This is a genomic window from Actinosynnema sp. NPDC004786 (assembly GCF_053601135.1).
On sequence record NZ_JBSGBG010000016.1, the window covers coordinates 146070 to 169973 of the forward strand.

Consider the following 23904-nt stretch of genomic DNA (forward strand, 5'->3'; position numbering starts at 1 on the left):
TGAGCGCGCCAGCCATTATGGGCGCACCGGTCATAGGCGCACGTACAGGCGCAGCGTGACGTAGCCGGTGAGCGCCGAGATCACGATCGCCACACCCAGCAGGATCGGCGAGATGACCAGGATGTCCAACATGCCGACCGGCGGCAGGATTCCCGAGCTGAACAGGTCGCCGAACACCCGGTCCAGCGCCACCGCCTTGAACCCGACCAGGCACAGCACGCCCGCGATGGCGCCGATGATGCCGGCCACCACCGCCTCGATGAGGAACGGCAGCTGCGTGTACCAGCGGGTCGCCCCCACCAGGCGCATGATGCCGACCTCCGTGCGTCTGGTGAACGCGGAGACCTGGATGGTGTTCGAGATCAGCAGCAACGCGGCCAGCGCCTGGAACGCGGCGAGGCCGAGCGCGCCGTCCCGCGCGCCGTTGAGCACGTCGAACAGCCTGGCCAGGAACTCGCCCTGGTCGTTCACCGCCTTGACGCCCGCCTTGCCGGTGAACGCCTGCACGATCACGTCGGCGCGTTCGGGCTCCTCCAGGCTCACCCGGAACGTGGCCGGGATGGCCTCCGGGCGGGCCAGCTTCACCAGCTCCGGCTGGGCCTCGAAGATCCGCTTGAACCGCTCGAAGCCCTTCTCGCGGTTCTCGTAGACGACCGTCTTGACCCCGGACGTGGTCTCCAGCTGGGTGCGCAGACCGGCGCACGGCTGCTGCGCGCAGTCCTTGTCGTTCGCGCTGACGTCGTTGGTCAGCAGGACCGCGACTTCCAGTTTGCCCTGGTAGTTGTCCTGCATCTTGTCGACCATGCGGACGACGAGCAGGCCGAGGCCGAGCAGGAAGAGCGAGATCGCGGTCGTGAGGATCATCGCGATGGTCATCGTGACGTTCCGGCGCAGGCCGGTCACGACCTCGCTGAACACGAAGCTGGTACGCATCGGGGGGAACGTTCCTCAGGGTCGGGGGTTGAGGGGGTCCGGGGGCTCAGCGGCCCACGCCGTAGACACCCCGCGCGTCGTCGCGGATGATCCGGCCGTGGTCCAGCTCGACCACGCGCCGGCGCATGGAGTCGACGATGGAGTGGTCGTGGGTGGCCATCAGCACCGTCGTGCCGGTGCGGTTGATCCGCTCCAGCAGCAGCATGATGTCCTGGCTCGTGTCCGGGTCCAGGTTCCCGGTCGGCTCGTCGGCGAGCAGCACCAGCGGCCGGTTGACGAACGCGCGGGCGATGGCCACCCGCTGCTGCTCGCCGCCGGACAGCTCGTGCGGCATCCGGTCCGCCTTGCCGTCGAGGCCGACGAGCTGCAGCACCTCGGGCACCACCTTGACGATGGTGTTGCGCGGCTTGCCGATGACCTCGAGCGCGAACGCGACGTTCTCCGCCACGGTCTTGTTCGTCAGCAGGCGGAAGTCCTGGAACACGCAGCCGATGGACTGGCGCAGGCGGGGGACCCTGCGCCGGGACATCTTGGCCACGTCGAAGTTCGACACGTACACGCGGCCCTTGCTGGGCACTTCCTCCCGCAGCAGCAGCCGCAGGAACGTGGACTTCCCGGAACCGGAAGGCCCGATGAGGAACACGAACTCGCCCTTGCCCATCTCGACCGAGACGTTGTCGAGCGCGGGGCGGGCGGAGCTCTTGTAGACCTTGGACACGTGTTCGAGGCGAATCACGAGGCGCGAGTCTACTCGCGGCCGGGGTGAAGCCCTCGTGTCGCCCGCCGGATGGCGGCTTGACCGATCAGGACTGCTGCTGCTTGCGCCACCGGATGCCGGCCTCGAGGAAGTCGTCGATCTCGCCGTCGAGCACCGCGGAGGGGTTGCCGACCTCGTGCTCGGTGCGGAGGTCCTTGACCATCTGGTAGGGGTGCAGCACGTAGGACCGCATCTGGTTGCCCCAGCTCGACCCGGTGTCCTTGAGGGCGTCCATCCTGGCCTGCTCCTCCTGCCGCTGCCGCTCCAGCAGCTTGGCCTGGAGCACGGCCATCGCGGTGGCCTTGTTCTGCAGCTGCGAGCGCTCGTTCTGGCAGGAGACGACGATGCCGGTCGGGATGTGCGTGATGCGCACCGCCGAGTCGGTCGTGTTCACGCCCTGGCCGCCGGGGCCGGACGAGCGGTACACGTCGACCCGCAGGTCCTTCTCGTCGATGTCGACGTGGTCGGACTGCTCGACCACGGGCACCACCTCGACGCCCGCGAACGACGTCTGCCGGCGGCCCTGGTTGTCGAACGGCGAGATGCGCACCAGGCGGTGCGTGCCCTGCTCGACGCTCAGCGTGCCGTAGGCGTACGGGGCCGTGACGCGGAACGTCGCCGACTTGATGCCCGCCTCCTCGGCGTAGGAGGTGTCGAAGACGTCCACGCCGTAGCCGTGCCGCTCGGCCCAGCGCGAGTACATCCGCAGCAGCATCTCGGCGAAGTCGGCCGCGTCCACGCCGCCCGCCTCGGCCCGGATCGTGACCAGCGCGTTGCGCTCGTCGTACTCGCCGGACAGCAGCGTGCGGACCTCCAGCGAGGAGATCTCCTCGCGGAGCTTCGCCCGCTCGGCGTCGGCCTCGGCCAGGCTGCCCGCGTCGCCCTCGTCCTCGGCCAGCTCGTAGAGCACCGAGAGGTCGTCCAGCCGCTCGCGCAGCGTCGTCACCCGGCGCAGCTCGCCCTGCTTGTGGGAGAGCTGGCTGGTGACCTGCTGCGCCTTCTCCTGGTCGTCCCAGAGGTCCGGCCGGGCCGCCGCCTGCTCCAGCTCGGCGACCTGGGCGCGCAGCGCGTCGAGGTCCATCACCGCCTCGATGCTCGACAGCGTGGCGGAGAGGTCCTTGATGTCTGCTTCGACGTCGGGATTCACGGCCCAAGATTACGCCGGCACCGGCCGCGGAGTGCGACCGGTGGGCGCGCCTCAGCCCATGGGGATGGCGTCGAGCAGCTTGAGCACGGCCTTGGCGTGGGCCAGGCCGAACTCGGCGACCGCCTTGGCGTAGGCGTCCTCGGCGGTCTTGACCGCGGTCCGGGCCGCCTCCTGCTCGGCGCCGTAGCTCGCCCGGGCCGAGTCCACGAGGGCTTGCCGCTGTTTGGCGGTCAACGAGCCCGCGTGCACCAGCCGCAGGATGAGCGGGCTGCGGAGGTGGTCCGGTCCCGGCTCGGAGAGCAGCCAGTTCTTGAACGCCTTCTTGCCCGCCGCGGTCAGCACGTACTGCTGGCTGGAGCGCGGGCCCTGCTTGCCGAGGCGAAGCAGGCCGGCGTCCGCCAGCGCGGGCAGCTCGCGGTAGACCTGGCTCCGGGTGACGCTGAAGAACGCGCCGAAGCGCTCTCCGGCCTCAGCCACGAGCTGGCCACCGGTCTTGGGTCCGTCGTGCAGCAGCCCGAGCAGGGCAGCCGCCGTCGCATTCAGGTCCGACACACCACCAACGGTGCCACGCTCACCGGCCGCTGTCCACAATGGTCAGCCGTTCTGTCCACTGTGGCTGATCACGGGCTAGTGGAGTTGGGCCAAGCGGAGCAACGCAAAGCATCGCTGCGTAACCGCCCGCTGATCAACGCCACGCGTTCGGCCGCTTGACCCGGAATGTCCACCCGACGTGGAAATCCGTTGAGGCGCAAGGGAAACCGCACTTTTGCGTTCACCCTAACGGCAGCGTGGCGTCACGCGCCGCGTCCGACCCGGCGGGCCCGCCCCATCGGGCGATAGCACAACCCGGTGATGTCGCGCGCTCGACGTGGCAAACACGTCGCGTGGTGAGACCATTACCACGGGTGTTGTCCCCGAACCGTGCTCGTTCGACTGGGAGGTCAGCGGTGGGCATCAAATGGACGGCGGGAACGAAGGTGGTCCGCGGCGCCCGTGCCTGGGCGTCCGGCACGATCCCGGACCAGGCGGGCAAGGACGAGTGCATGGTGTGCGGCAAGCAGATCCGCAGGCACCGCACGGTCAGCGGCGAAGGCCGGGTCTGCTCGCTCACCTGCGCCCAGTACTGGGCCGAGAACATGACGTGAGCTCCGGCGACAGGCGAAAGGCCCCCGGAGTCGGAACTCCGGAGGCCTTTCGACGTGGTAGCGGGGACAGGATTTGAACCTGCGACCTCTGGGTTATGAGCCCAGCGAGCTACCGAGCTGCTCCACCCCGCGCTGCAAGAACAACTATACACGCTCCCGGAACCGCTTTTCACCGGGGTGCCCGAACCGGCATCGGCGCACGTCAGACGGCCTGGGACGGGCGAAATACCGGAAAAATCGAAAGGCCCCCGGAGTCGGAACTCCGGGGGCCTTTCGGCGTGGTAGCGGGGACAGGATTTGAACCTGCGACCTCTGGGTTATGAGCCCAGCGAGCTACCGAGCTGCTCCACCCCGCGCTGTGTGGATAACAGTACGCCCTGGGTTAACCGGAACGCAAATCGGGTGGCCCGGAACGTGTCCGAGGCCACCCGATCCGCCCGTCCGCGCAGGTCAGCCCGTCGGCGTCGGCGACGGCTGGACCGACGACGGCGACTGCGTGGCCGCCGCGCCGACCGATTCGAACCGCTTGGTCGCCTCGTCCAGCGCCTTGTAGGCGTTGCCCAGCTCGGCGAAGTCGCCGCTCGCCTGGGCGGCCTGGACGCGGTCGATGGCCGCCTGGATGTCCCGCACGGCCTGCTGCAGCTCCGTGGTGCCGCCCTGCTGCCCGTCACCCGGAGGCGTGGTGGGCGTCGTGGACGGCGGGGTGGTCGGCGTCTGGCCGTTGTTGTCCGGCGTCGGCACCTGGGACGACGAGCCGGTCAGCACCTGCTCCATCGCCTCGCTCAGCGTGGGCGCGTAGCCCACCTTGTCGCCGAAGCTCACCAGCACCTTGTAGAGCTGCGGGAACTGGGTGTTCTGGCTCGCCCGTTCGATGTAGATGGGCTCCACGTAGAGCAGGCCGCCGCCCACCGGGAGGGTGAGCAGGTTGCCGTAGACGACCTTCGTCTGGCGCTGCGTGAGCAGGTTCAGCTCACCGCTGACGTCGCCGTTGGTGAGGAAGGTGGTCTGGATCTGCTGCGGACCCTTGGCCTCGTTGTTCAGCGTCAGCACGCTGATCTTGCCGTAGTTGTCCGGGTCCGACCGCACGGTCACGTACGACGCCATGAACTCGCGGTTCAGCCGCACCAGCGCGCTCGTCAGCTGGAAGCTGACCGCGTTCGGGTCGCCGGTCGGGTCGCCCGCCAGCACGTAGAACGGCGGCTGCCGGTCCCGCTGCTGCTGCACGCCCTGCTGCTGCGCCTCGACCGTCGTCGCGTTGTCGATGGTGGGGTCGGACGGCACGTCCCAGAACGAGACGCCGGAGTAGAAGTCCCGCGGGTTGTCCACGTGGTACTCCGACAGCATCTCCCGCTGCACCTTGAACAGGTCCTCGGGGTAGCGCAGGTGCTCCCTCAGCGACTGCGACATCTCGCTGTTGGGCTTCACCGTCCCCGGGAAGACGCCCATCCACGCCTTGAGCACCGGGTCCTTCGCGTCCATCTCGTACAGCGTCACCGTGCCGTCGTAGGCGTCCACAGTGGCCTTGACGGAGTTGCGGATGTAGCTGATCTCCCGGTTCGGCTGCTGCGCGACGCCCGGCAGCGAGTCGTTCGTGGCGTCGCCCAGGGCCGTGCGGCGCGCGTACGGGTACTTCTCGAGCGTGGTGTAGCCGTCCACGATCCACGTGATGCGGCCGTCCACCACCGCCGGGTACGGGTCGCCGTCCACGGTCAGCCACGGCGCCACGGCCTCCACGCGGTCGCGCGGGTGGCGGTTGAAGATGATCCGCGAGTCGTCGCCGATGGCCGAGTTGAACAGGATGTTCCGCTCGCCGTAGGCGGCGGCGAAGACCATCTTGTTGAACAGGCCGCCGATGCGGACGCCGCCCTTGCCGGTGTAGGTGTACGACGAGCCGTCGGTGTCGTACTCGCCGGGCGCGCCCTCGTCCCGGCCGCCGACGATGGCGTAGTCGGCGCGGCTGCCCAGCTCGCCGAAGTAGGTCCGCGGCTGCTGCACGCCGAACGGGCCGGGCTGGACCTTGCCGTCCTGGCCGACCTGCGCCACCTCGAACACCGGGTAGCCGCCGTTGCCGCCCTCGTCCGCGGGCGAGTTCACCTTGCTGGCCTCGGCGAACACCATGCCGTTGCCGTGGGTGTAGATGAGGTGCTGGTTGATCCAGTCGCGCTGGCCCTGCGGGATGCCCGCGGTGTTCAGCTCGCGGACCGCGACGATGTAGTCCTGGAGCTCGTCGCCCTTCTTGTACCGGTCGACGTCCAGCTTCTCCGGGAACGCGTAGAACGGCCGGAGCTGCTGGAACTGGGTGAACGTCTTGGAGATGACGGCCGGGTCGAGCAGCCGCACGTTGCCGACCGTCGCCTGGTCGTTCTTCAGCTCGTCCAGCGAGACGTTCTGCTTGCCCGCGTACGACTTGCTCTCGACCTTGTCCTCGGTCAGGCCGAACGCCTGGCGGGTGGCGGCGATGTTGCGCTCGATGGGCACGGCCTCCTTCTCGATGGCGTTCGGGCGCACCGAGAACTGCTCCAGCACCGCGGGCCAGGCCGCGCCGACCAGGATGGAGGACAGCACCAGCAGCACCGTCGCGATCGCCGGGAGCTGGAGGTTGCGCAGCACCGCGCCCGCGAAGAACGCGATCGCGCAGAAGACCGCGATGAACAGCAGGATCAGCTTGGCGGGCAGCACCGCGTTCAGGTCGGTGTAGCTCGCGCCGTCGAACTTGCTGTTGTCGGAGAACAGCAGCGTGTACCGGTCGAAGAAGTACGCGACCGCCTTGAGCAGGATGAACACGCCGGCGACGATCGCCAGGTGCGCGCGCGCCGGGCCGGAGAGCTGGCCGCCGCGGCCCGCGAGGCGGATGCCGCCGAACAGGTAGTGCGCCACCACCGCGGCCACGAACGCGACCGCCGTGGCGATGAACAGCCACGACAGGACCCAGGTGTAGAACGGCAGCTCGAAGGCGTAGAAGCCGATGTCGTTGCCGAACTCGGGATCGGTCACGCCGAACGACGTGGCGTTGAAGAACAGCTGGACGACCTGCCAGTCGCTCTGCGCCGAGGTGCCCGCGACGAGGCCGACGAGCACCGGCAGGCCGATGCCGAACAGCTTCATCCGCCGGGTGACGACCGCGCGGTAGCGGGCCACCGGGTCGTCCGGCCCGGACACCGGCACGAAGACCGGCCGGGTGCGGTAGGCGAGGATCAGGTTGATCGCGACGAGACCGCCCACCAGCAGGCCCACGGCGAAGAACAACCCGAAGCGGGTCGCGAGCACCGTGCCGTAGACGCTGCGGAAGCCGACCTCACCGAACCAGAGCCAGTTGACGTAGGTGCCGAGCAGCCTGGAGCCGGTGATCAGACCGACCAGGACGACCGCACCGACGATGAGCAGAATGCGGCTGCGACGGGACAGCCTGGGCAGTCCGACCGGGGGCCGTGTGGCCACGGGGCACGCTCCTGGATCGCGGTAATGGCGTTCGTACGTTCTGTCCAACTCTACGGAGGCCGCCGGAGGTTCCCCGTTCGGTCGGTCCTTCCGTGATCTGATTGTCGGGCCGGCCGCGGCGGGTGCGACCATGGCGGACGTGTCCGACCGTGAAACGCCGCCCGTGGTGCTGCCCGCCGTCGCCCGCGAGGTCGAGGAGTTCGTGTCCACCGGCGGGTGGAACCAGCCGACCCAGCTGTTCGCGCTGGTCCCGACGTCGGAGCTGCTCGCGCAGCAGCCCGAGCTGGCCGGCCAGCTCGACCCCGAGGCGTCGCCGCTGACGCCGATCGCCCAGGACTCGCTGCCCGACGACGAGCTGGACCGGGCGCTGGCCGGCATCGTGTGGCCCGAGGCCGTGCACGGGTGCGCGTTGGCGCAGGAGATCGTCGTGCTGCCGCCCGACGCCGAGGCCCAGCTGACCGAGCGGGAGCTGGACGACGAGCAGGCGCGCAAGTTCGCCGCCGAGCACCCGAAGCGCCGGGAGGCGCGGTTAGTGGCGGCGGTGCTGCGGGACGGCTCGGCCGCGTGCGTGCTGCGCCTGCGGGGCAACGTCGAGGTGCCCGAGGAGGTCGTGGCGCACCCCGAGCTGGCCCCGAACCTGACCCGGGCCCTGCTGGAGACCCTGCGCCCCTAGCAGGAGGGCGCGTCGCCGCCCTTGCTCAGCGACTCCAGGGACTGCACCGCGTCGTCCAGCTTCTGCACCTTGACCAGGCGCAGGCCCTCCGGCGCGTGCTGCTTGGCCTCGTCGCAGTTGCCGGCGGGCACGAGGAACACGGTGGCGCCGCCCTCGCGGGCGGCGACCATCTTGAACCCGATGCCGCCGATGCGGCCGACCTCGCCCTTGTCGTTGATCTCGCCGGTGCCCGCGACCGACTGGCCGCCGTTCAGCTCGCCGGGCGTGAGCTTGTCGACGATCGACAGCGCGAACAGCAGGCCGGCGGACGGGCCGCCGACGTCGGTCAGGCTGATCTTGATGTCGAACGGCACGTCCGCGCGGTCCAGCGGCAGCACGCCCAGGAAGCCGCTCTCGCGCCCCTCGGTGCTGCCCAGGGTCACGGTGGCGGTCCTGCGGTCCGACCCGCGCTCGAAGGTGAGCGTGACCCGGTCCCCCGGCTTGGTGCCCTCCAGCGCCGCCCGCACGTCGTCGGCGGAGGCGATCTGCCTGCCGTTCACCTCGAGCAGCCGGTCGTCGGGCTTGAGCACCTGGTCCGCGGCGCTGCCGTTGGTGATCTCGGCGGCGACGACCTTCATCGGGTAGTCGAGGTAGCGCAGCGCGGCGACCTCGGCGCTGGTCTGCGAGTCCTGGAACGCCTTCACGTTCTGGTCGCGGACCTGCTGCTCGGACTCGCCGGGCCGGAAGAACTCCTCGCGCGGCGCGAGCGCGTACCGGCCCCGCAGCCACAGGCCGAGCGCGCCGAACAGCGACACGTCGTCGGTGAGCGACACGGTGGTCATGGTGAGCCGACCGCCGGTCGGGAACGTCTCGTGGCCTTCGACCGACACCACGTCACCGCCGTTGACCTGGCCCAACGTGTCGTAGGTCGGTCCCGGTCCGAGCGCCACGTAGGGCACGCGGGCGAACCCGCCGAGCAGACCGAGCGCCAGCACGACGAGGAGGCTGAACACCAGGGTCCAGGTCCGCCGGGTCAGGCCGCGCCGTGGCGCGGGCGGTGGGGTCGGTGCCTGGTCCACGGCGGTGTCGGTGCCTTCGGTCACGCCCGACAGGGTACGACCACGGCGTCACGCCGCCGGCGAACCGGTCCCACGCGCGGCTCCCGTGCCGCGTACCGTGGACCCATGAGTGACCTGCCCTTCGGGTTCAGCCCGCAGGACCCCGACGACCGCAACCGCAAACCCGGAGACCAAGGGGAGAACCCCTTCGACTTCAACCAGCTCGGCGCGATGCTGAGCCAGCTCGGTGCGATGTTCAGCAACGCGGGCACGTCGTCCGGGCCGGTCAACTACGACCTGGCGAAGCAGATCGCGCTCCAGCAGCTCGCCGGCAAGGGCGGCACGACGACCGGCTTCGGCCCGGACCAGAACAGCGCGGTGGCCGACGCCGTGCACCTCGCGGAGATGTGGCTCGACCCCGCGACGGCGCTGCCCGCGGGCAGCCGCACGGCGCAGGGCTGGAGCGCGCGGGACTGGGTGGAGCGCACGCTGCCGACGTGGCAGCGGTTGTGCGACCCGGTGGCGCGGCGCGTGTCCGGCGCGTGGGTGGACGCGATGCCCGCCGAGGCGAAGGAGGCCGCGGGTCCGCTGCTGTCGATGCTCGGGCAGATGGGCGGCATGGCGTTCGGCTCGCAGCTGGGCGGCGCGTTGGCGCAGCTCGGCGCGGAGGTGCTCACGTCGACCGACGTCGGGCTGCCGCTCGGGCCGGAGGGCACGGCCGCGCTGCTGCCGGCGAACATCGAGAAGTTCACCGAGGGCCTGGAGCGGCCCGCGAGCGAGGTGCTGGTGTTCCTGGCCGCCCGCGAGGCGGCGCACCAGCGGCTGTTCAGCCACGTGCCGTGGCTGCGGCAGCGGCTGCTGGACACGGTGGAGGAGTTCGCCCGCGGCATCACCGTGGACACCTCGGCGCTGGAGCAGCTCGCCGGCCAGATCGACCCGGCGAACCCGGCGAGCATCGAGGAGGCGATGAAGTCCGGGATGCTCGAACCCCAGACCACGCCCGAGCAGAAGGCCGCGCTGACCCGCCTGGAGACGCTGTTGGCCCTGGTCGAGGGCTGGGTGGACGTGGTGGTGAACGAGGCGGTCGGCGAGCGGCTGCCCGGCGCGGAGGCGCTGCGGGAGACGCTGCGCAGGCGGCGTGCGTCCGGCGGCCCGGCGGAGCAGACGTTCGCCACGCTGGTGGGCCTGGAGCTGCGGCCGCGCCGGCACCGCTCGGCGGCGGCGCTGTGGAAGCTGCTCACCGACCAGCACGGCATCGAGCAGCGCGACAGCGTGTGGGACCACCCCGACCTGGTGCCCACGGCGGAGGACCTGGACGACCCGATGGAGTTCGCGGAGCGGTTCGGTCAGACGCGCAAGGCGCTGGAGGACCCGATCGCGGAGCTGGAGCGCACCCTGCGCGAGCAGGACGACCAGGGGGAGGGCGGTCGGGAGCAGGACGGGGCGTGACCCGACCGGCCCCCGTCAGTCCTCCTCGGTGATGCCCAGGCCCGCGGCGGCCGAGAGCCCTTCCAGGTACCCGATGGCCCGCTCGGCCTTCGGGTACCGGTGCACGAGCAGCCAGAAGTCCTTGCCGTGGCCGGGCACCTCCAGGTGCGCCAGCTCGTGCACCAGCACGTAGTCGAGCACCCACGGGGGCACGTCGCGCAGCCGCTCGCTGATCCGGATCGTGCCCTCGCTGGGCGTGCACGACGCCCACCTCGTGCGCATCGGCGGCACCCAGCGCACGCTGCTCGGCCGCACGCCGTCCAGGTAGCGGTCGGCCAGCTCCTCGCAGCGCGCCAGCAGCGCGGCGTCGGACGTGCGCGTGGGCGAGCGCCGGCGGGTCTCGCTGCGCTGCAGGCGGCTCAGCATCTCCGCCACCCAGTGCTTCTCCTCGCTCTTGCTCATGCGAGCCGGCAGCAGGACGACGACCGTGTCCCCCTCGCGGTACGCGCTCACCATGCGACGGCGCCGGGCGCTGCGCCGCACCTCCACCTGCGGTTCGGGCATGGCGTTCACGGTAAGGCCACGGACCGACAATTCGCGGCGGCCAAGCGGCGGTGTGTGGAGAACCGGACGAGCAGGTTCCACCGAAAGGCGGCTGGACACGCTCGACGCGGCGTGCAGCGGAGGCGCGATCCCGGAGGTAGCGTTCAGCGCAACCCCCGAGTGTGGCGCAGATCGCGCCGCCCTCTCGAAGCGAGGAGGAAGCCGTGGCCGAGACCTACAACGGCTACTGCGTCAAGTGCCGTGAGAAGCGCGACTTCACGGGCGAGGTGCACGAGAGCAACAACCGCAGGATGGCCAAGGGCAAGTGCCCGGTCTGCGGAACCACGGTGACCCGCATCCTCGGCAAGGCGAAGGTCTGATCGCCGACGGGTGGCCGGGTCGTCGCGGTCCCCGGCCGCCCGTCAAGGCCCTTCGTGGCCTCTGTGGACAACCGGCGGGCCTGTGGACAGGCGTTTTGCCGCGCCGGCCGGTCCCGGCAGGCTGCCGGTGTGCAGCTACCCCACCGCCCCAGGGTCCTGCCCGGCCTGCCGCTGCTGCGCCGCCGGGAGGACGTGGTGCAGATCGGCACCGACCCGCGGCACGCCGTGCTGGTCGAGGACGTGCCCGAGCCCATGGCGTCCGTCCTGCTCGGCCTCAACGGCCGTCACACCCTCTCCGACCTGCGCGAACAGCTCTCCGGTCACGGTCGCCAGCCGGCCGAGTTCGTCGGCGTGCTGCACGGCCTGGCCCAGGCCGGGCTGGTCGAGGAGGCCGTGCCCGTGCCGCACCCCCGGCTGGCCGCCGAGGCGACCGGGTGGGCGCTGCGCACCGGCCGCCCCGCCACCGGGCTGCCCGCCGACCGCGCCGCTCGGTCGGTCGTCGTGCACGGGGAGGGGCGGCTGGCGGTGACCGTCGCGGCGCTCCTGGCGGCGTCCGGGGTGGCACACGTTCGGGTGATCGCGCGGGGTCGCGTGGGGCCGGAGGACACCGGGTCGGGGTACGTCGAGGCGGACGTCGGCCGGCCGCGCGCGGAGGCGGCGCTGGACGCCGTGCGGCGGGTGTGCGGGAACGTGCGGCCGGTGGGGAGGGCCGCGGACCTGGTGGTGCTGGCCGACGCGCTGGTGCCCGCCCCGGAGCTGCTGCACCGGCTGGTCTCGGACGGCACGCCGCACCTGGCCGTGCGGGTCCGGGAGGGCCTGGGCGTGGTGGGCCCGCTGGTCGTGCCGGGGCGCAGCAGCTGCCTGAGGTGCGCGGACCGGCACCATGCCGACGCGGACCCGGCGTGGCCGATGATCGCCGCGCAGCTCGTGGACCGCGCCCAGCACGCCGACCTGGCCACGGTCACCGCGACCGCCGGGGTGGCCGTCGGGCAGGCGCTGCTGGCCCTGGACCGCGCGGAGCCGGCCGCGACCAGGCCGCCGACCTGGGACGCGACGCTGGAGGTCGACGCGTTCGCCGGGGTGGTCGAGCACCGGATCGCGCCGGTCCACCCGCGGTGCGAGTGCCGTTCCGCGACGTGACCGACCCTCAGGCGGAGCTGTGTAGGTTTTGTGACAGGGGTGGTGAACCACTGCCACCCCGGGACGGGCCGGAGGAGGATCACCGGGTGAGCGAGATCCCGCGCAAGGCCGTGCAGCGCACCGCCAAGCTGGCCAGCCTCCCGCTCGGGGTGGCGGGCCGGGTGGTGGGCGGCTGGGGCAAGCGCCTGGCAGGCCGCAGCTCCGAGGAGGTCAGCGCCGAGGTGTCGGCGAAGACCGCGGAGCAGGTGTTCGCGGTGCTCGGGCAGCTCAAGGGCGGTGCCATGAAGTTCGGGCAGGCGCTGAGCGTGTTCGAGGCGGCGGTGCCGGACGAGCTGGCCGAGCCGTACCGCGAGGCGCTGACCAAGCTGCAGACGGCCGCGCCGCCGATGCCGGCGCGCACCGTGCACCGGGTGCTGGCCGAGCAGTTGGGCGCGGGGTGGGTGAAGCGGTTCGCGTCGTTCGACGACGCGCCCGCCGCGTCGGCGAGCATCGGGCAGGTGCACCGGGCGGTGTGGCACGACGGCCGCGACGTGGCGGTGAAGGTGCAGTACCCGGGCGCGGACGAGGCGTTGCGCAGCGACCTGGCCACGTTGCTGCGGTTCAGCCGGGTGTTGCAGGCGATCATGCCCGGGGCCGAGGTCAAGCCGCTGCTGGAGGAGCTGCGGGACCGGTACCTGGAGGAGCTGGACTACCGAACGGAGGCGGCCAGCCAGCGGGTCTTCGCCAAGGCGTTCGACGGCGACGACCGCGTCCTCGTGCCGCGGGTGGTGGCCAGCTCGCCGAAGGTGATGGTCACGGAGTGGACCGGCGGCACGCCGCTGTCGGAGATCATCCGCGAGGGTGGGCGCGAGCAACGCGACCTGGCCGGGCAGCTGCTGTCGGAGTTCCACTTCTCCGCGCCGAGCCGGTCGGGGCTGCTGCACGCCGACCCGCACCCCGGCAACTTCATGCTCGGCGCGGACGGCCGGTTGCGCGTGCTGGACTTCGGCGCGGTCGCGCGGCTGCCCGACGGGCTGCCCAAGACGCTCGGGCTGATGACCAGGCTGGCGCTGGACGGCCGGTCGGAGGACCTGGTCGAGCTGCTGCGGTCGGAGCGGTTCATCCGACCGGGGACCGAGCTGCACGCGGAGGACGTGCTGAGCTACCTGGCGCCGTTCGTGGAGCCGCTGCGGACGGAGACGTTCCACTTCACCCGCCGGTGGCTGCAGAAGCAGGCGGAGCGGGTGGGCGACCTCCGGAGCCCCGACTCGCAGACGGGGCGGTCCCTGAACCTGCCCCCGCAGTACCTACTTATCCACAGGGTGACGCTGGGCGCGACGGGCATCCTCTGCCAGCTCGACGCGAACGTGCAGGCCAGGGCCATCGTCGCCCGGTGGCAGCCGGGCTTCGACGACTGAGTTGTCCACAGGCCATCCACTTATCCACAGATCCCGAACCGGCCATGGCCCACTCCCCCGGATCCCCGGAGGATCAACCCCATGACCCACGTGATCAAGACCAAGGACCTGAAGGCCGCCGGCGTCCCCGGCTACGTCATCGACCTCAAGTGCCGCCCGGGCGGGCCGTGGCAGCGCCTCCTGCCGGGCGTGCTGCTGCTCGGCTCCGCCCCGCCGACCAGGGCTGAACGCCTGCGTGCCGCCGTGGCCTACGCCGGCCCGGAGGCCGTGGTCACCGGCGTGGACGCCCTGCACGCCCACGGCCTGCGCGACCTGCCCCCGCCACCCCGCATCCACCTGCTCCAACCGTCCACCACCCGCCGCTCGTGCACCGACCACGTGCTGCTGGAGCGCACCACGAGACCACCCCAGGTCGTGTCCCGCCACGGCCTGCCCCTGGCAGAACCGGCCCGCGCCACCCTGGACGCCGCCCGCCAGGAACGGGACCCCCTGCGCCAACACCACCTGCTGGCCACCGCCATCCGCTCGGGCCTGTGCACCGTCCCCGCCCTGGCCGCGGAACTCGACGCGGGCAGCCAACGGGGCACCGCCACCCCCCGCCGCGCACTCTCCCTCCTGACCGCCCTGCTCCACTGACCAGCGCAGACCAGCGCACACCCGCCGGCCGCGCCTCACCTCAGCGAACACCTCGAACCACGCCTACCCGCCCGCCAGGTCCCGGCCCACCACAGCCAGCGACCCTCACCACAACCGGCAACCGCACGGCATCCGCACCGACGCGCGCCTCGAACAAACACCGGCGACCCCGGCGCACGACCACCGCCACGCCCCACACATCCCACCTGCCGAGGCAACAGCACCACGCACGACAACCAGGGACTCGACCGCTACCAGCGAGCGCTACTCCCACCCCCACGAATGCCACCGCCGGCCCGGCCGATCCGGGCGGCGCGCAGTGGATGCTGCCGCAACCGCGGTCACCGGTCGGGCGCAGGCCGGGTCGTCCGCGAAGCGGAACAGGCGGCAGTTGATCGACGTCGCCGTCGGCATCGACCCGCACCCCCGACATCGGATGCCGCCGGCGAGTAGGTGGTGGCGGCGACCTTGCGCTCCACCTGCTCGGTCTCGGCGAGCAGCCGGTGGTGGCGCTCGCCCCAGCGGGCGTGCTCCTCGCGCTTCTCGCAGGCGTGGCACGGGTGTGCGCGCAACGCCCGACGCAGCGTGGCCAGTTCCGCGTCGTCGTCGGCATTCGACCGACGCCGGCGGGTGGCGGGCGCGACGATGCCGAGTGGCGCGCAGCGACGCGGCCAGGTCGCGCCGGGACTTCGGGGACCGGGTGTCGACCTGCCGGGGCGACGTCGGGTGCGGCCGGCCACGCACCCGCGCGTAACCGCCTCGGCGAACGCCACCGACCACCCGGCCGACCTGGGCGACAGCTCCACCCGACCGCCGGCGGCTCCGTCGTCCTCCGCAACGGCCCGATCGGACCTCAGTCGGCCCAGTAGTCGGACGGCAGCTTGCCCTCGATGTCCCGCACGTGCGCCCGCGCGCACACGTGGCACAACCACTGCTCGACCCCGCGCTCCCGCTCCCGCACCCAGGCCAAGAGCTGGGTCGGGTCGGTCACCGACGACCTCGTCCGACCACAACGGGCGCACGCGGGCGTCACGGCTTGCGCCCCAGGTACACGGTGTTGGCCGTCAACAGGAACACGTCGTCGCGCAACCCGAGGAAGGAGGAGTCCTGTGGATCGAGCAGCCGCCGGACGGTGCGCCGGTCCGCCGGGTGCAGCAGGTCGCCGGCGACCTCCTCGTACCACCTCAACTGGTTCACCGCCCAGTCGCGCACCGCCTGCTTGGGTGGCGCGGGGTGGTCGACCAGGTAGCTGAACGCCGTCACGTCCACCAACCCCGCCTCGGAGAGCGCGAGGTTCCAGCCGCCCGCCATGCGCACGGAACCCGCCGTGTTCTCCCGCATCCGCACGAACCACTGCGCCCGCGCGGCGGCCAGCCGGTCCTGCAACCCCGGTTCGCCGATCCCCAGGTCGAACGGCAGGAACTTGCCGCTCAGCCCACCCTCGGCGAGCGCCAGCCACCCGCCCGAGGCGACCGCCTCGACCAACCCCACCACCGCCGCACGCTGATCAGGGAGGTGATGCACCACGTTCGACGCCCATACCAACTGCGAGGCCCCGACGATCTCCACCGGTCGCTCGGTGGCGACGTCGGCCAGCACGGGCCGGACGCGCACGGTCGCGGTCGTCGTGTCCGCTTCGTAGTTGGCGGCCGACCGGGCGGCGGTCGTGGCGGCGTCCAGCAGCTCGGGCGTGGCGTCGACCAGCACGACGGTGCCGCCGCCGCGAGCGGACAGCGCCTCGACCAGCGCCACGCTCATCCCGCCCGCGCCGCACCCGACGTCCAGCACCGTCGGCTGGTCGGGCAGCTCGCGGACGAGTCTGCGCGCGACCACGCGCCGTGCCTCGGCGTCCAGCTCGTCGGCCTGGCGCAGGAAGCTCAACCGGGACGACCAGTCGATCCCGTCGTGAGTGTGGGAGTGGGCGTGGTGATGGGAGTGAGCTGCCACACGGGCACCGTACTCACGCCGGCCGACCGCTCCCACCCAATACCCGACGCGACGACCGCGCCCACCACACCGCCCGCCGACGCCGCGCACGCCGAAGCAGGCCCCGAGGCCCACTCCTCCACGCCGTGGCGAGACCCGCCCGGTCACCACGGGGAGGCGCGCCCGTTCGCACAGTGCAGGCCCGCCACGACGCGCCTCCGCTCGCGGCGAGACGCGCTCGTCGCTGCGGGGAGGATCGCCCGTCCGCACACGACAGGCCCGCCGTGTCACCACGGCGAGGGCCGCGCCACCGCGCACGGCGAGCCCCGTCGGCCGGAGCACGGCGAGCCCCGCCGGTCGGTGGACGGGACACGAGGGCTCGCGGCCGTCCGCCCCTCCGCGCACGGCGGAACCCGCCGGCCGTGGCGCGGGGACGGGGCGAGGGGATGGGGCTCGCGGGGACGGGGCTCGCGGGGGACGGGGCTCGCGGCCGTCCGCTCCCCCGCGCACGGCGAGGCCCGCCACTCCGCCATGGGGCGGAGGGGCGGGCCGGTGCCTGCATCAGAGCGCGCGGGCGGCCGTCAGCTGGGCCCTGCGCTGGGCCCAACCGGCGAGCCGACGCCACCTGCGGGCGACGACGAGCCGGTGGGCCAGCCGATGCTGTCGCGCGAATATCTCCGCGTCATGCATTCGGGATCTGGCGAGATTTTCTTCGAGCAACATGGGGTTCCCCCGGGGGTTGACGTGGATGAGCATGGCTTCGTCTGCGGTGGATCGGTACGTGGTCACGCGGCGGCCTCCTGGTCGTCAGCCCCCCGGACGGTGGTCGCGGCGGGTGCCGCGGGAACAACGGGTGCCGCGTCCTTGCGCGGGCGTCCACGGGGACGCTTGCGCGCGATCACGGCGCCGCGCTCGAAGATCTCGCCACCCCAGACCCCCCAGGGCTCGTGGCGGGCGAGCGCACCGGCCAGGCACTCGGCGATGACCGGGCAGGTGGCGCAGAACCGCTTCGCCTCCTCCAGCTCCGCCGGCGCGTCGGCGAACCACAGGTCAGGGTTGTTGGTGCGGCAAGGAAGTTCCAAACCGGCGTCGGGCGCGGTGTCGATCAAGGAAGCGACACCCGCTCCGGCGAACTCCGGCTCGGTGGACAACGCCCCGTTTATGGGGACGGTCGCGGACAACATCAGGTGGACTCCTGTCACAGGGTCTTGCATGGGGTTTGACGTGCGAACAGTGTTCGATCGGTGGTGCGGTGAAACGGGTTCGGACAGCACGAAGGCCGCGGATCCGGTTACGGGTCCGCGGCCTTCGTGAGCTAAGGGGCCTGACTACGAGGTGGTCAGGTACTTCGCTCGTGCGCGGACGGCGCAACGTTCTGAGTCGGGACAACGGTCGGCGCGTACGGCGCCGGCACCTGAATCAGCTGAACTCGCTCGCCACCCCGCTTGAGGGCGTGGCGATCGCGGGCAGACTTCTCCCCCGCGACGTGAGTGGCGCCTGCGACCGAAGGCACCCCGGTCATCAGGTAACCGGGCGTCTCGAAGCACATCGGAGTGTTCACGACCGGTCACCTCCTCGGGTGTCCTCAGACTCGACTGCCAACTCTTGATCCCCAGCGGGCGCTCCCGCGCCCGGCCTCAGCAGGTTATGACCCCGCGCACGACGCGTGCAACAGGTTTTTCCAAATACCTGTCGATTGAGTGAAACTCGTGCGTTTGCCCTGCACAGAGCGCCAGCGTGCGACCACTCGGACGGACGGTGCCGCCCGACGGCGGGTCGTGACGACGATCAGCCGACCGGCCGCCGGGCGACCGCCACACAGCCGCCCCGACGACCGCCCCACAGCGACGGCCGACAGCGCACCGGCCGACCACGCCCGCCGCCAACAAGCCCCCGACAACGACCGCCCGACAGTGACCGCCGCGAAAGCGGCCTCCCGACGACGAACGCCCGCCGACCAACGCCCGCTCACGAGCGCCTGACGACGAGCGCCCGCCAACGAGCGCGACCACGACCGGGGCACCCCATCGCGGCGACGGCTGCGCTTGAGACCGCCGGGGCCGAGGGGCGCGAACCTCAAAGGCGCGGACCGTGAGGGTGCGGACCGCGAGGCTCGGGCGGGAAGGGCGCAGATCGGAAGGGGCGCGGTCAGCGACCGCCGCGCACGAGCGCCAGCACGTCGTCGCCGTAGCGGTCCAGCTTGGCCGCGCCGATGCCCGAGATCGACACGAGCCCGGCGACGTCCTCCGGTCGCTGCTCGGCGATCGCGACCAGCGTCGCGTCGGTGAACACCACGTAAGCGGGCACCTTCAGCTCGCGCGCCCGGTCCGCCCGCCACGCCCGCAGCCTGGTCAGCAGCTCCTCGTCCAGGTCGGACGGGCACGAGGCGCACCGGCTGAGCTTGATCGCCCGCGCGTCCACCAGCGCCGACCCGCACACCCGGCACAGCGGCTTCGGCCGCTTCTGCAGCGGCTCGCGCTTGGCCGTGCGCGACGCCGGGTGGTCCTCGGGCACCAACCCGTACAGGAACCGGCTGCGCCGCCGGTACCGACGCCCGCCGGCGGCCCGAGCCAACGCCCACGACAGCCACAGGTGCTCCCGGGCGCGCGTCACGCCCACGTAGAGCAGCCGGCGCTCCTCCTCGACCGCCGCGTCGTCACCGTCGGCGTGCTGGATCGGCAACGTGCCCTCGACCAGGCCGACCAGGAACACCGCGTCCCACTCCAGGCCCTTCGCCGCGTGCAGGGACGCGAGCGTCACGCCCTCCACGGTCGGCGGGTGCTGCGCCTCGGCCCGCAACTCCAGCTCGGCGACGAACTTCGGCAGGTCCGCCCCCTCCACCGCGCCGACCAGCTCCTCGGCCAGCTCGACCAGGGCGAGCAGCGACTCCCACTTCTCCCGGGCCGTCCCGCCGGCGGGCGGCTCGTCGGTCAGGCCGATGCCGGCCAGCACCTCGCGCACCACCTTCGGCAGCTCGCCGGTCGGCTCGTGCGCCGCCGCCGACCGCAGCGCCACCATCGCCTGCCGCACCTCGGCCCGCTGGAAGAACCGCTCGCCACCGCGCACCTGGTAGGGCACGCCGACCTCGGCCAACGCCTGCTCGAACACCTCCGACTGAGCGTTGACCCGGTACAGGATCGCGATCTCGCTGGCCGCCACGCCGTCGTCCAGCAGCGCCTTCACCCGCCGCGCGACCGCCGCCGCCTCCAGCGACTCGTCGTCGAACTCGGTGAACGTCGGCTTCGGCCCGTCCGGGCGCTGGCCGATCAGCCGCAGCCGCGACCCGGCCGGTCGGCCGCGCGCCCACTTGATCACCTCGTTGGCCAGGGCGACGACCTGCGGCGTCGACCGGTAGTCCCGCTCCAGCCGCACCACGACGGCCTCGGGGAACCGGCGCGGGAAGTCCAGCAGCGGCCGCGGCGAGGCGCCCGCGAACGAGTAGATGGTCTGGTTGGCGTCCCCGACCACGGTGAGGTCGTCGCGCGGACCCAGCCACGCGTCCAGCACGCGCTGCTGCAACGGCGTGACGTCCTGGTACTCGTCCACCACGAAGCAGCGGTAGCGGTCGCGGAACTCCTCGGCGACGTCGCCGTGCTCCTCCAGCGCCGCCGCGGTGTGCAGCAGGAGGTCGTCGAAGTCGAGGAGCTGGGCCTGGTTCTTCAGCTCCTCGTAGGTCCGGTAGACCTGCGCGACCTGCTCGGCGGGCGCGGGCGTGTCGCGGCTGGTGCGGCCGGCGGCGTTCGGGTAGTCGTCCGGCGCGACGAGCGACGCCTTGGCCCACTCGATCTCGCCCGCGAGGTCGCGCAGCGAGTCCGACTCGGTGGACAGCCCGGCCCGGTTCGCGGCCTGCGCGACCAGCCGCAGCTTGTTGCGGTCGATGAGCTGCCACTGCTCGCCGCCGACGACCCGCGGCCAGAAGTAGCGGAGCTGGCGCAGCGCGGCGGCGTGGAAGGTGCGGGCCTGCGCGCCGTGCACGCCCAGCGCCCGCAGCCGGGTCCGCATCTCGCCCGCGGCCCGCGCAGTGAACGTGACGGCGAGGACCTGACCTGCGGAGACGTGCCCGCGTTGGACCAGGTGGGCGATGCGGTGCGTGATGGTGCGGGTCTTGCCGGTGCCGGCGCCCGCGAGCACGCACACCGGGCCGCGCGGAGCCTCCACGGCGGCACGCTGTTCCGGGTCCAGTCCCTCCAGCAGCCGGTCCATGCGCTGCATCCTCGCAGAGCACAGCACGTACTCCCGTCATGGGGCGACACGGCGCGCCGTATCCTGGTCGGTATGGCTGGTAAGCAGGACAAGGCGGCTGCCAAGGCGGCCTCCAAGGAAGCGGCGAAGGCGCGGCGCGCGGCATCGAAGGCGAAGCGCAGCCAGATCTTCGAGGCGTTCAAGATGCAGCGCCGCGAGGACAAGGCGCTCGTGCCGCTGATGTTGGCGTGCCTGCTGGGCGCGACGGCCGCGGCGTTCCTGATCGGCCTCATCTGGGACATGCAGTGGGTGCTGCTGCCCATGGGCATCGCGGTGGGCGCGTTGCTCGCGGTCATCGTGTTCGGCCGCCGGGTGCAGCGCACCGTCTACGCGAAGGCCGACGGCCAGCCCGGCGCGGCGGCGTGGGCGCTGGACAACCTGCGCGGCAAGTGGCGGGTCACCAAGACGGTGGCGGGCACGACGAGCGGCGACATGGTGCACCGGGTGCTCGGCAGGCCCGGTGTCGTGCTGGTCGCCGAGGGCGCGCCGCACCGGGTGAAGAACCTGCTCGCGCAGGAGAAGAAGCGGGTGGCGCGGGTCATCGGCGAGACGCCGATCTACGACGTCATCGTGGGCGGCGAGGAGGGCCAAGTGCCGCTGCGCAAGCTCCAGAGCCACCTCATGAAGCTGCCCCGCAACATCTCGACCGCTCAGGTCGACACGATCGACAACCGCCTGGCCGCGCTCGCCAGCCGGGGCGCGGCGCTGCCGAAGGGCCCGATGCCCCAGGGTGCCAAGATGCGCAACGTGCAGCGCGCCATGCGTCGCCGCTGACGCGAACGTCTCCGCAGGTCAGGCCCGTTCCGGCGCACGTCCGGGGCGGGCCTGCCGCAGTTGTGCGCGCCGGTGGGCCGCCGGTCCGGGTCAGCGGACCCGGATGACCACCGTGCCCGCCGCCTTGTCGTGCAGGCCCCTGCCGTCGGCGTCCCACACCACGGCCGGGATGACGGGGAAGATCAGCGCCGTGCGCAGCGCGGCGCGCGGCAGACCGACCGTGCCCGCGCCGTCCAGCCGGGCGACCCGCAGGCCGAACAGCGCGTGACCAGGGGTGAAGCCGAAGAAGCCGACCGCGATGACGGTGATGGCGAACCAGGCGAGCAGGCTCCAGTTCCGCGGCAGCTCGGGCATGGTGAACAGGCCCGCCACGCCGCCGGAGAGGGCGAAGTCCACCAGGATGGCGATCGCGCGGCGGCCCGTGGACGCGACCGAGCCGGGACCGGACCGGGGCAGGCCGAGGCGTTCACCCCGCCACCGCTGACCGGTACCGTCGCCGGAGTCGGCGCCGGGCTCCAGCGCCGAGCGGGGTCCTGACAGCCACGAACCGGTCCACTTGCTCACCCCACCAGAGTAAGGCCGTGCTCAGCGGGTGAGGAGCGGCGGTCGGGTTGCCCTACCTGAGCCGCCCGTTAACACTGGCGAAACACGCGGGTGATGGCTGGGCAACACCGCGGTCTTAGTTTCGCCACGATGGCAGGCCGCACCACGCAGCGGCGTACAACCACGCCCCCACCGCAGCAGAGGAGTCGACGAGGGTGTTCAAGAATCCCGACGAGGTCCTGAAGTTCATCTCCGACGAGGGCGTGAAGTTCATCGACGTCCGCTTCAGCGACCTGCCCGGCGTGATGCAGCACTTCACGCTCCCCGCCTCCGCGTTCGACGCCGACGCGATCGCCGAGGGCCTCGCGTTCGACGGCTCCTCGGTCCGGGGTTTCCAGTCGATCCACGAGTCGGACATGCTGCTGCTGCCCGACCTCTACACCGCGCGCCTCGACCCGTTCCGGATCGAGAAGACGCTGATCGTCAACTTCTTCGTGCACGACCCGTTCACGCGTGAGGCGTACAGCCGCGACCCGCGCAACATCGCGCGCAAGGCCGAGCAGTACATCACCGAGTCGGGCATCGCGGACACCGCGTACTTCGGCGCCGAGGCGGAGTTCTACATCTTCGACTCCGTGCGCTTCGACACCACCGCGAACGCCTCCTTCCACGAGATCGACGCGATCTCCGGCTGGTGGAACACCGGCCGCGAGGAAGAGGGCGGCAACCGCGGCTACAAGGTCAAGTACAAGGGCGGCTACTTCCCCGTCACGCCGACCGACCACTACGCCGACCTGCGCGACAAGATGGTCCTCAACATGGAGGCCAACGGCTTCACGGTCGAGCGCGCGCACCACGAGGTGGGCACCGGCGGCCAGGCCGAGATCAACTACAAGTTCAACACGCTGCTGCACGCCGCGGACGACCTGATGCTGTTCAAGTACATCATCAAGAACACCGCGTGGCAGGCCGGCAAGACCGTGACCTTCATGCCGAAGCCGCTGTTCGGCGACAACGGCTCGGGCATGCACACCCACCAGTCGCTGTGGAAGGACGGCCAGCCGCTGTTCCACGACGAGTCCGGCTACGCGGGCCTGTCGGACACGGCGCGCCACTACATCGGCGGCATCCTGCACCACGCGCCGTCGCTGCTGGCGTTCACCAACCCGACGGTGAACTCCTACCACCGCCTGGTGCCGGGCTACGAGGCCCCGGTGTCGCTGGTCTACTCCCAGCGCAACCGCTCGGCGTGCGTGCGCATCCCGATCACCGGCAACAACCCGAAGGCCAAGCGCATCGAGTTCCGCTGCCCCGACTCGTCGGGCAACCCGTACCTGGCGTTCTCGGCCATGGTGATGGCCGGCCTGGACGGCGTGAAGAACAAGATCGAGCCGCCGGCCCCGATCGACAAGGACCTCTACGAGCTGCCGCCCGAGGAGGCCCGCGACGTCAAGCAGGTGCCGGCGTCCCTGGACGCGGTGCTGGACAACCTCGAGGCGGACCACGAGTTCCTGCTGGAGGGCGGCGTCTTCACGCCGGACGTCATCGACACCTGGATCTCGTTCAAGCGTGAGCAGGAAATCGACCCGCTGCGCCTGCGCCCGAACCCCTACGAGTTCGCGCTGTACTACGACGTGTGATCGGCGCGGGGCTCCCGGCGGAGCCCCACCGAGCCTCCACAGGCCGAGGGCCGGGTGACTGCCACAGTCACCCCGCCCCCCGCCCACCCGAAAATAACGCCCCCCCAAATGGCCCCGCCGGGGAC

21 protein-coding genes, 2 tRNA genes and 1 pseudogene are annotated in these 23904 nt (G+C 71.7%); 9 read left to right on the forward strand and 15 right to left on the reverse strand.

Annotated elements, in window-relative coordinates:
- Window positions 1-30: 30 nt before the first annotated feature.
- From ftsX to ACWEFJ_RS17100, 4 genes are all read right to left on the reverse strand, one after another.
- Window positions 31-933, reverse strand: coding sequence for a permease-like cell division protein FtsX (gene ftsX, locus ACWEFJ_RS17085; protein WP_378094169.1), 903 nt, complete (start codon window positions 931-933; stop codon window positions 31-33).
- A 46-nt stretch (window positions 934-979) separates the two neighbouring features.
- On the reverse strand, window positions 980-1669 hold the full coding sequence (gene ftsE / locus ACWEFJ_RS17090) for a cell division ATP-binding protein FtsE (RefSeq protein WP_378094167.1): 690 nt from the start codon (window positions 1667-1669) through the stop codon (window positions 980-982).
- Between the two features lie 67 nt (window positions 1670-1736).
- Entirely contained in the window at window positions 1737-2837 is a 1101-nt protein-coding gene (gene prfB, locus ACWEFJ_RS17095) for a peptide chain release factor 2 (RefSeq protein ID WP_378094164.1), read from the reverse strand.
- Between the two features lie 51 nt (window positions 2838-2888).
- Entirely contained in the window at window positions 2889-3389 is a 501-nt protein-coding gene (locus ACWEFJ_RS17100; protein WP_378094162.1) for a PadR family transcriptional regulator, read from the reverse strand.
- A gap of 395 nt (window positions 3390-3784) precedes the next feature.
- Here ACWEFJ_RS17100 and ACWEFJ_RS17105 point away from each other — a divergent pair, with 395 nt between their 5' ends.
- Complete coding sequence (locus ACWEFJ_RS17105) at window positions 3785-3982, forward strand: hypothetical protein (protein ID WP_378094160.1); 198 nt, start codon at window positions 3785-3787, stop codon at window positions 3980-3982.
- A gap of 55 nt (window positions 3983-4037) precedes the next feature.
- Here the strand turns inward: ACWEFJ_RS17105 and ACWEFJ_RS17110 are convergent.
- From ACWEFJ_RS17110 to ACWEFJ_RS17120, 3 genes are all read right to left on the reverse strand, one after another.
- Window positions 4038-4114 (reverse strand) — tRNA-Met (locus ACWEFJ_RS17110).
- 147 nt (window positions 4115-4261) lie between these two features.
- Window positions 4262-4338: transfer RNA gene (locus ACWEFJ_RS17115), tRNA-Met, on the reverse strand.
- 94 nt (window positions 4339-4432) lie between these two features.
- Entirely contained in the window at window positions 4433-7420 is a 2988-nt protein-coding gene (locus ACWEFJ_RS17120; RefSeq protein WP_378094839.1) for a UPF0182 family protein, read from the reverse strand.
- A gap of 130 nt (window positions 7421-7550) precedes the next feature.
- Between ACWEFJ_RS17120 and ACWEFJ_RS17125 the strand changes: the two genes are divergently transcribed.
- A complete protein-coding gene (locus ACWEFJ_RS17125) occupies window positions 7551-8093 on the forward strand; it encodes a PPA1309 family protein (RefSeq protein ID WP_378094837.1) in 543 nt (180 codons plus the stop codon).
- Here ACWEFJ_RS17125 and ACWEFJ_RS17130 read toward each other — a convergent pair.
- Window positions 8090-9175, reverse strand: coding sequence for a YlbL family protein (locus ACWEFJ_RS17130; RefSeq protein ID WP_378094835.1), 1086 nt, complete (start codon window positions 9173-9175; stop codon window positions 8090-8092). The genes ACWEFJ_RS17125 and ACWEFJ_RS17130 overlap by 4 nt on opposite strands.
- An 81-nt stretch (window positions 9176-9256) precedes the next feature.
- On the opposite strand from ACWEFJ_RS17130, the gene ACWEFJ_RS17135 reads away from it, so the two are divergent.
- Complete coding sequence (locus tag ACWEFJ_RS17135; protein WP_449714305.1) at window positions 9257-10579, forward strand: zinc-dependent metalloprotease; 1323 nt, start codon at window positions 9257-9259, stop codon at window positions 10577-10579.
- A 15-nt stretch (window positions 10580-10594) separates the two neighbouring features.
- On the opposite strand, the gene ACWEFJ_RS17140 is transcribed toward ACWEFJ_RS17135, so the two are convergent.
- On the reverse strand, window positions 10595-11122 hold the full coding sequence (locus tag ACWEFJ_RS17140) for a M48 metallopeptidase family protein (protein ID WP_378094831.1): 528 nt from the start codon (window positions 11120-11122) through the stop codon (window positions 10595-10597).
- A gap of 203 nt (window positions 11123-11325) precedes the next feature.
- Here ACWEFJ_RS17140 and ACWEFJ_RS17145 point away from each other — a divergent pair, with 203 nt between their 5' ends.
- From ACWEFJ_RS17145 to ACWEFJ_RS17160, 4 genes are all read left to right on the forward strand, one after another.
- Complete coding sequence (locus tag ACWEFJ_RS17145; RefSeq protein ID WP_015098458.1) at window positions 11326-11481, forward strand: DUF5679 domain-containing protein; 156 nt, start codon at window positions 11326-11328, stop codon at window positions 11479-11481.
- A 129-nt stretch (window positions 11482-11610) separates the two neighbouring features.
- Complete coding sequence (locus ACWEFJ_RS17150) at window positions 11611-12621, forward strand: ThiF family adenylyltransferase (protein ID WP_449714306.1); 1011 nt, start codon at window positions 11611-11613, stop codon at window positions 12619-12621.
- Window positions 12622-12707: 86 nt separating this feature from the next.
- A complete protein-coding gene (locus tag ACWEFJ_RS17155) occupies window positions 12708-14018 on the forward strand; it encodes an ABC1 kinase family protein (protein WP_449714307.1) in 1311 nt (436 codons plus the stop codon).
- 81 nt (window positions 14019-14099) lie between these two features.
- On the forward strand, window positions 14100-14654 hold the full coding sequence (locus ACWEFJ_RS17160) for a hypothetical protein (RefSeq protein WP_449714308.1): 555 nt from the start codon (window positions 14100-14102) through the stop codon (window positions 14652-14654).
- A gap of 440 nt (window positions 14655-15094) precedes the next feature.
- Here the strand turns inward: ACWEFJ_RS17160 and ACWEFJ_RS17165 are convergent.
- The 5 genes and pseudogenes from ACWEFJ_RS17165 to ACWEFJ_RS17185 form a co-directional block, all read right to left on the reverse strand.
- Window positions 15095-15371: pseudogene (locus ACWEFJ_RS17165) on the reverse strand (DEAD/DEAH box helicase); the annotation flags it as partial.
- A 136-nt stretch (window positions 15372-15507) separates the two neighbouring features.
- On the reverse strand, window positions 15508-15645 hold the full coding sequence (locus ACWEFJ_RS17170; RefSeq protein WP_378094824.1) for a hypothetical protein: 138 nt from the start codon (window positions 15643-15645) through the stop codon (window positions 15508-15510).
- Window positions 15646-15683: 38 nt separating this feature from the next.
- A complete protein-coding gene (locus ACWEFJ_RS17175; protein ID WP_449714309.1) occupies window positions 15684-16601 on the reverse strand; it encodes a class I SAM-dependent methyltransferase in 918 nt (305 codons plus the stop codon).
- A gap of 764 nt (window positions 16602-17365) precedes the next feature.
- Window positions 17366-17764: a WhiB family transcriptional regulator gene (locus tag ACWEFJ_RS17180; protein WP_449714310.1), complete on the reverse strand. Its 399-nt coding sequence runs from the start codon at window positions 17762-17764 to the stop codon at window positions 17366-17368.
- Between the two features lie 964 nt (window positions 17765-18728).
- On the reverse strand, window positions 18729-20792 hold the full coding sequence (locus ACWEFJ_RS17185) for an ATP-dependent DNA helicase UvrD2 (RefSeq protein ID WP_449714311.1): 2064 nt from the start codon (window positions 20790-20792) through the stop codon (window positions 18729-18731).
- Between the two features lie 63 nt (window positions 20793-20855).
- Between ACWEFJ_RS17185 and ACWEFJ_RS17190 the strand changes: the two genes are divergently transcribed.
- On the forward strand, window positions 20856-21596 hold the full coding sequence (locus tag ACWEFJ_RS17190) for a DUF4191 domain-containing protein (RefSeq protein ID WP_378094817.1): 741 nt from the start codon (window positions 20856-20858) through the stop codon (window positions 21594-21596).
- A gap of 90 nt (window positions 21597-21686) precedes the next feature.
- Here ACWEFJ_RS17190 and ACWEFJ_RS17195 read toward each other — a convergent pair whose 3' ends face one another.
- Entirely contained in the window at window positions 21687-22160 is a 474-nt protein-coding gene (locus ACWEFJ_RS17195; RefSeq protein ID WP_449714312.1) for an RDD family protein, read from the reverse strand.
- 194 nt (window positions 22161-22354) lie between these two features.
- Between ACWEFJ_RS17195 and glnA the strand changes: the two genes are divergently transcribed.
- Window positions 22355-23779, forward strand: coding sequence for a type I glutamate--ammonia ligase (gene glnA / locus ACWEFJ_RS17200; protein ID WP_378094814.1), 1425 nt, complete (start codon window positions 22355-22357; stop codon window positions 23777-23779).
- The last annotated feature ends 125 nt before the right edge of the window (window positions 23780-23904 follow it).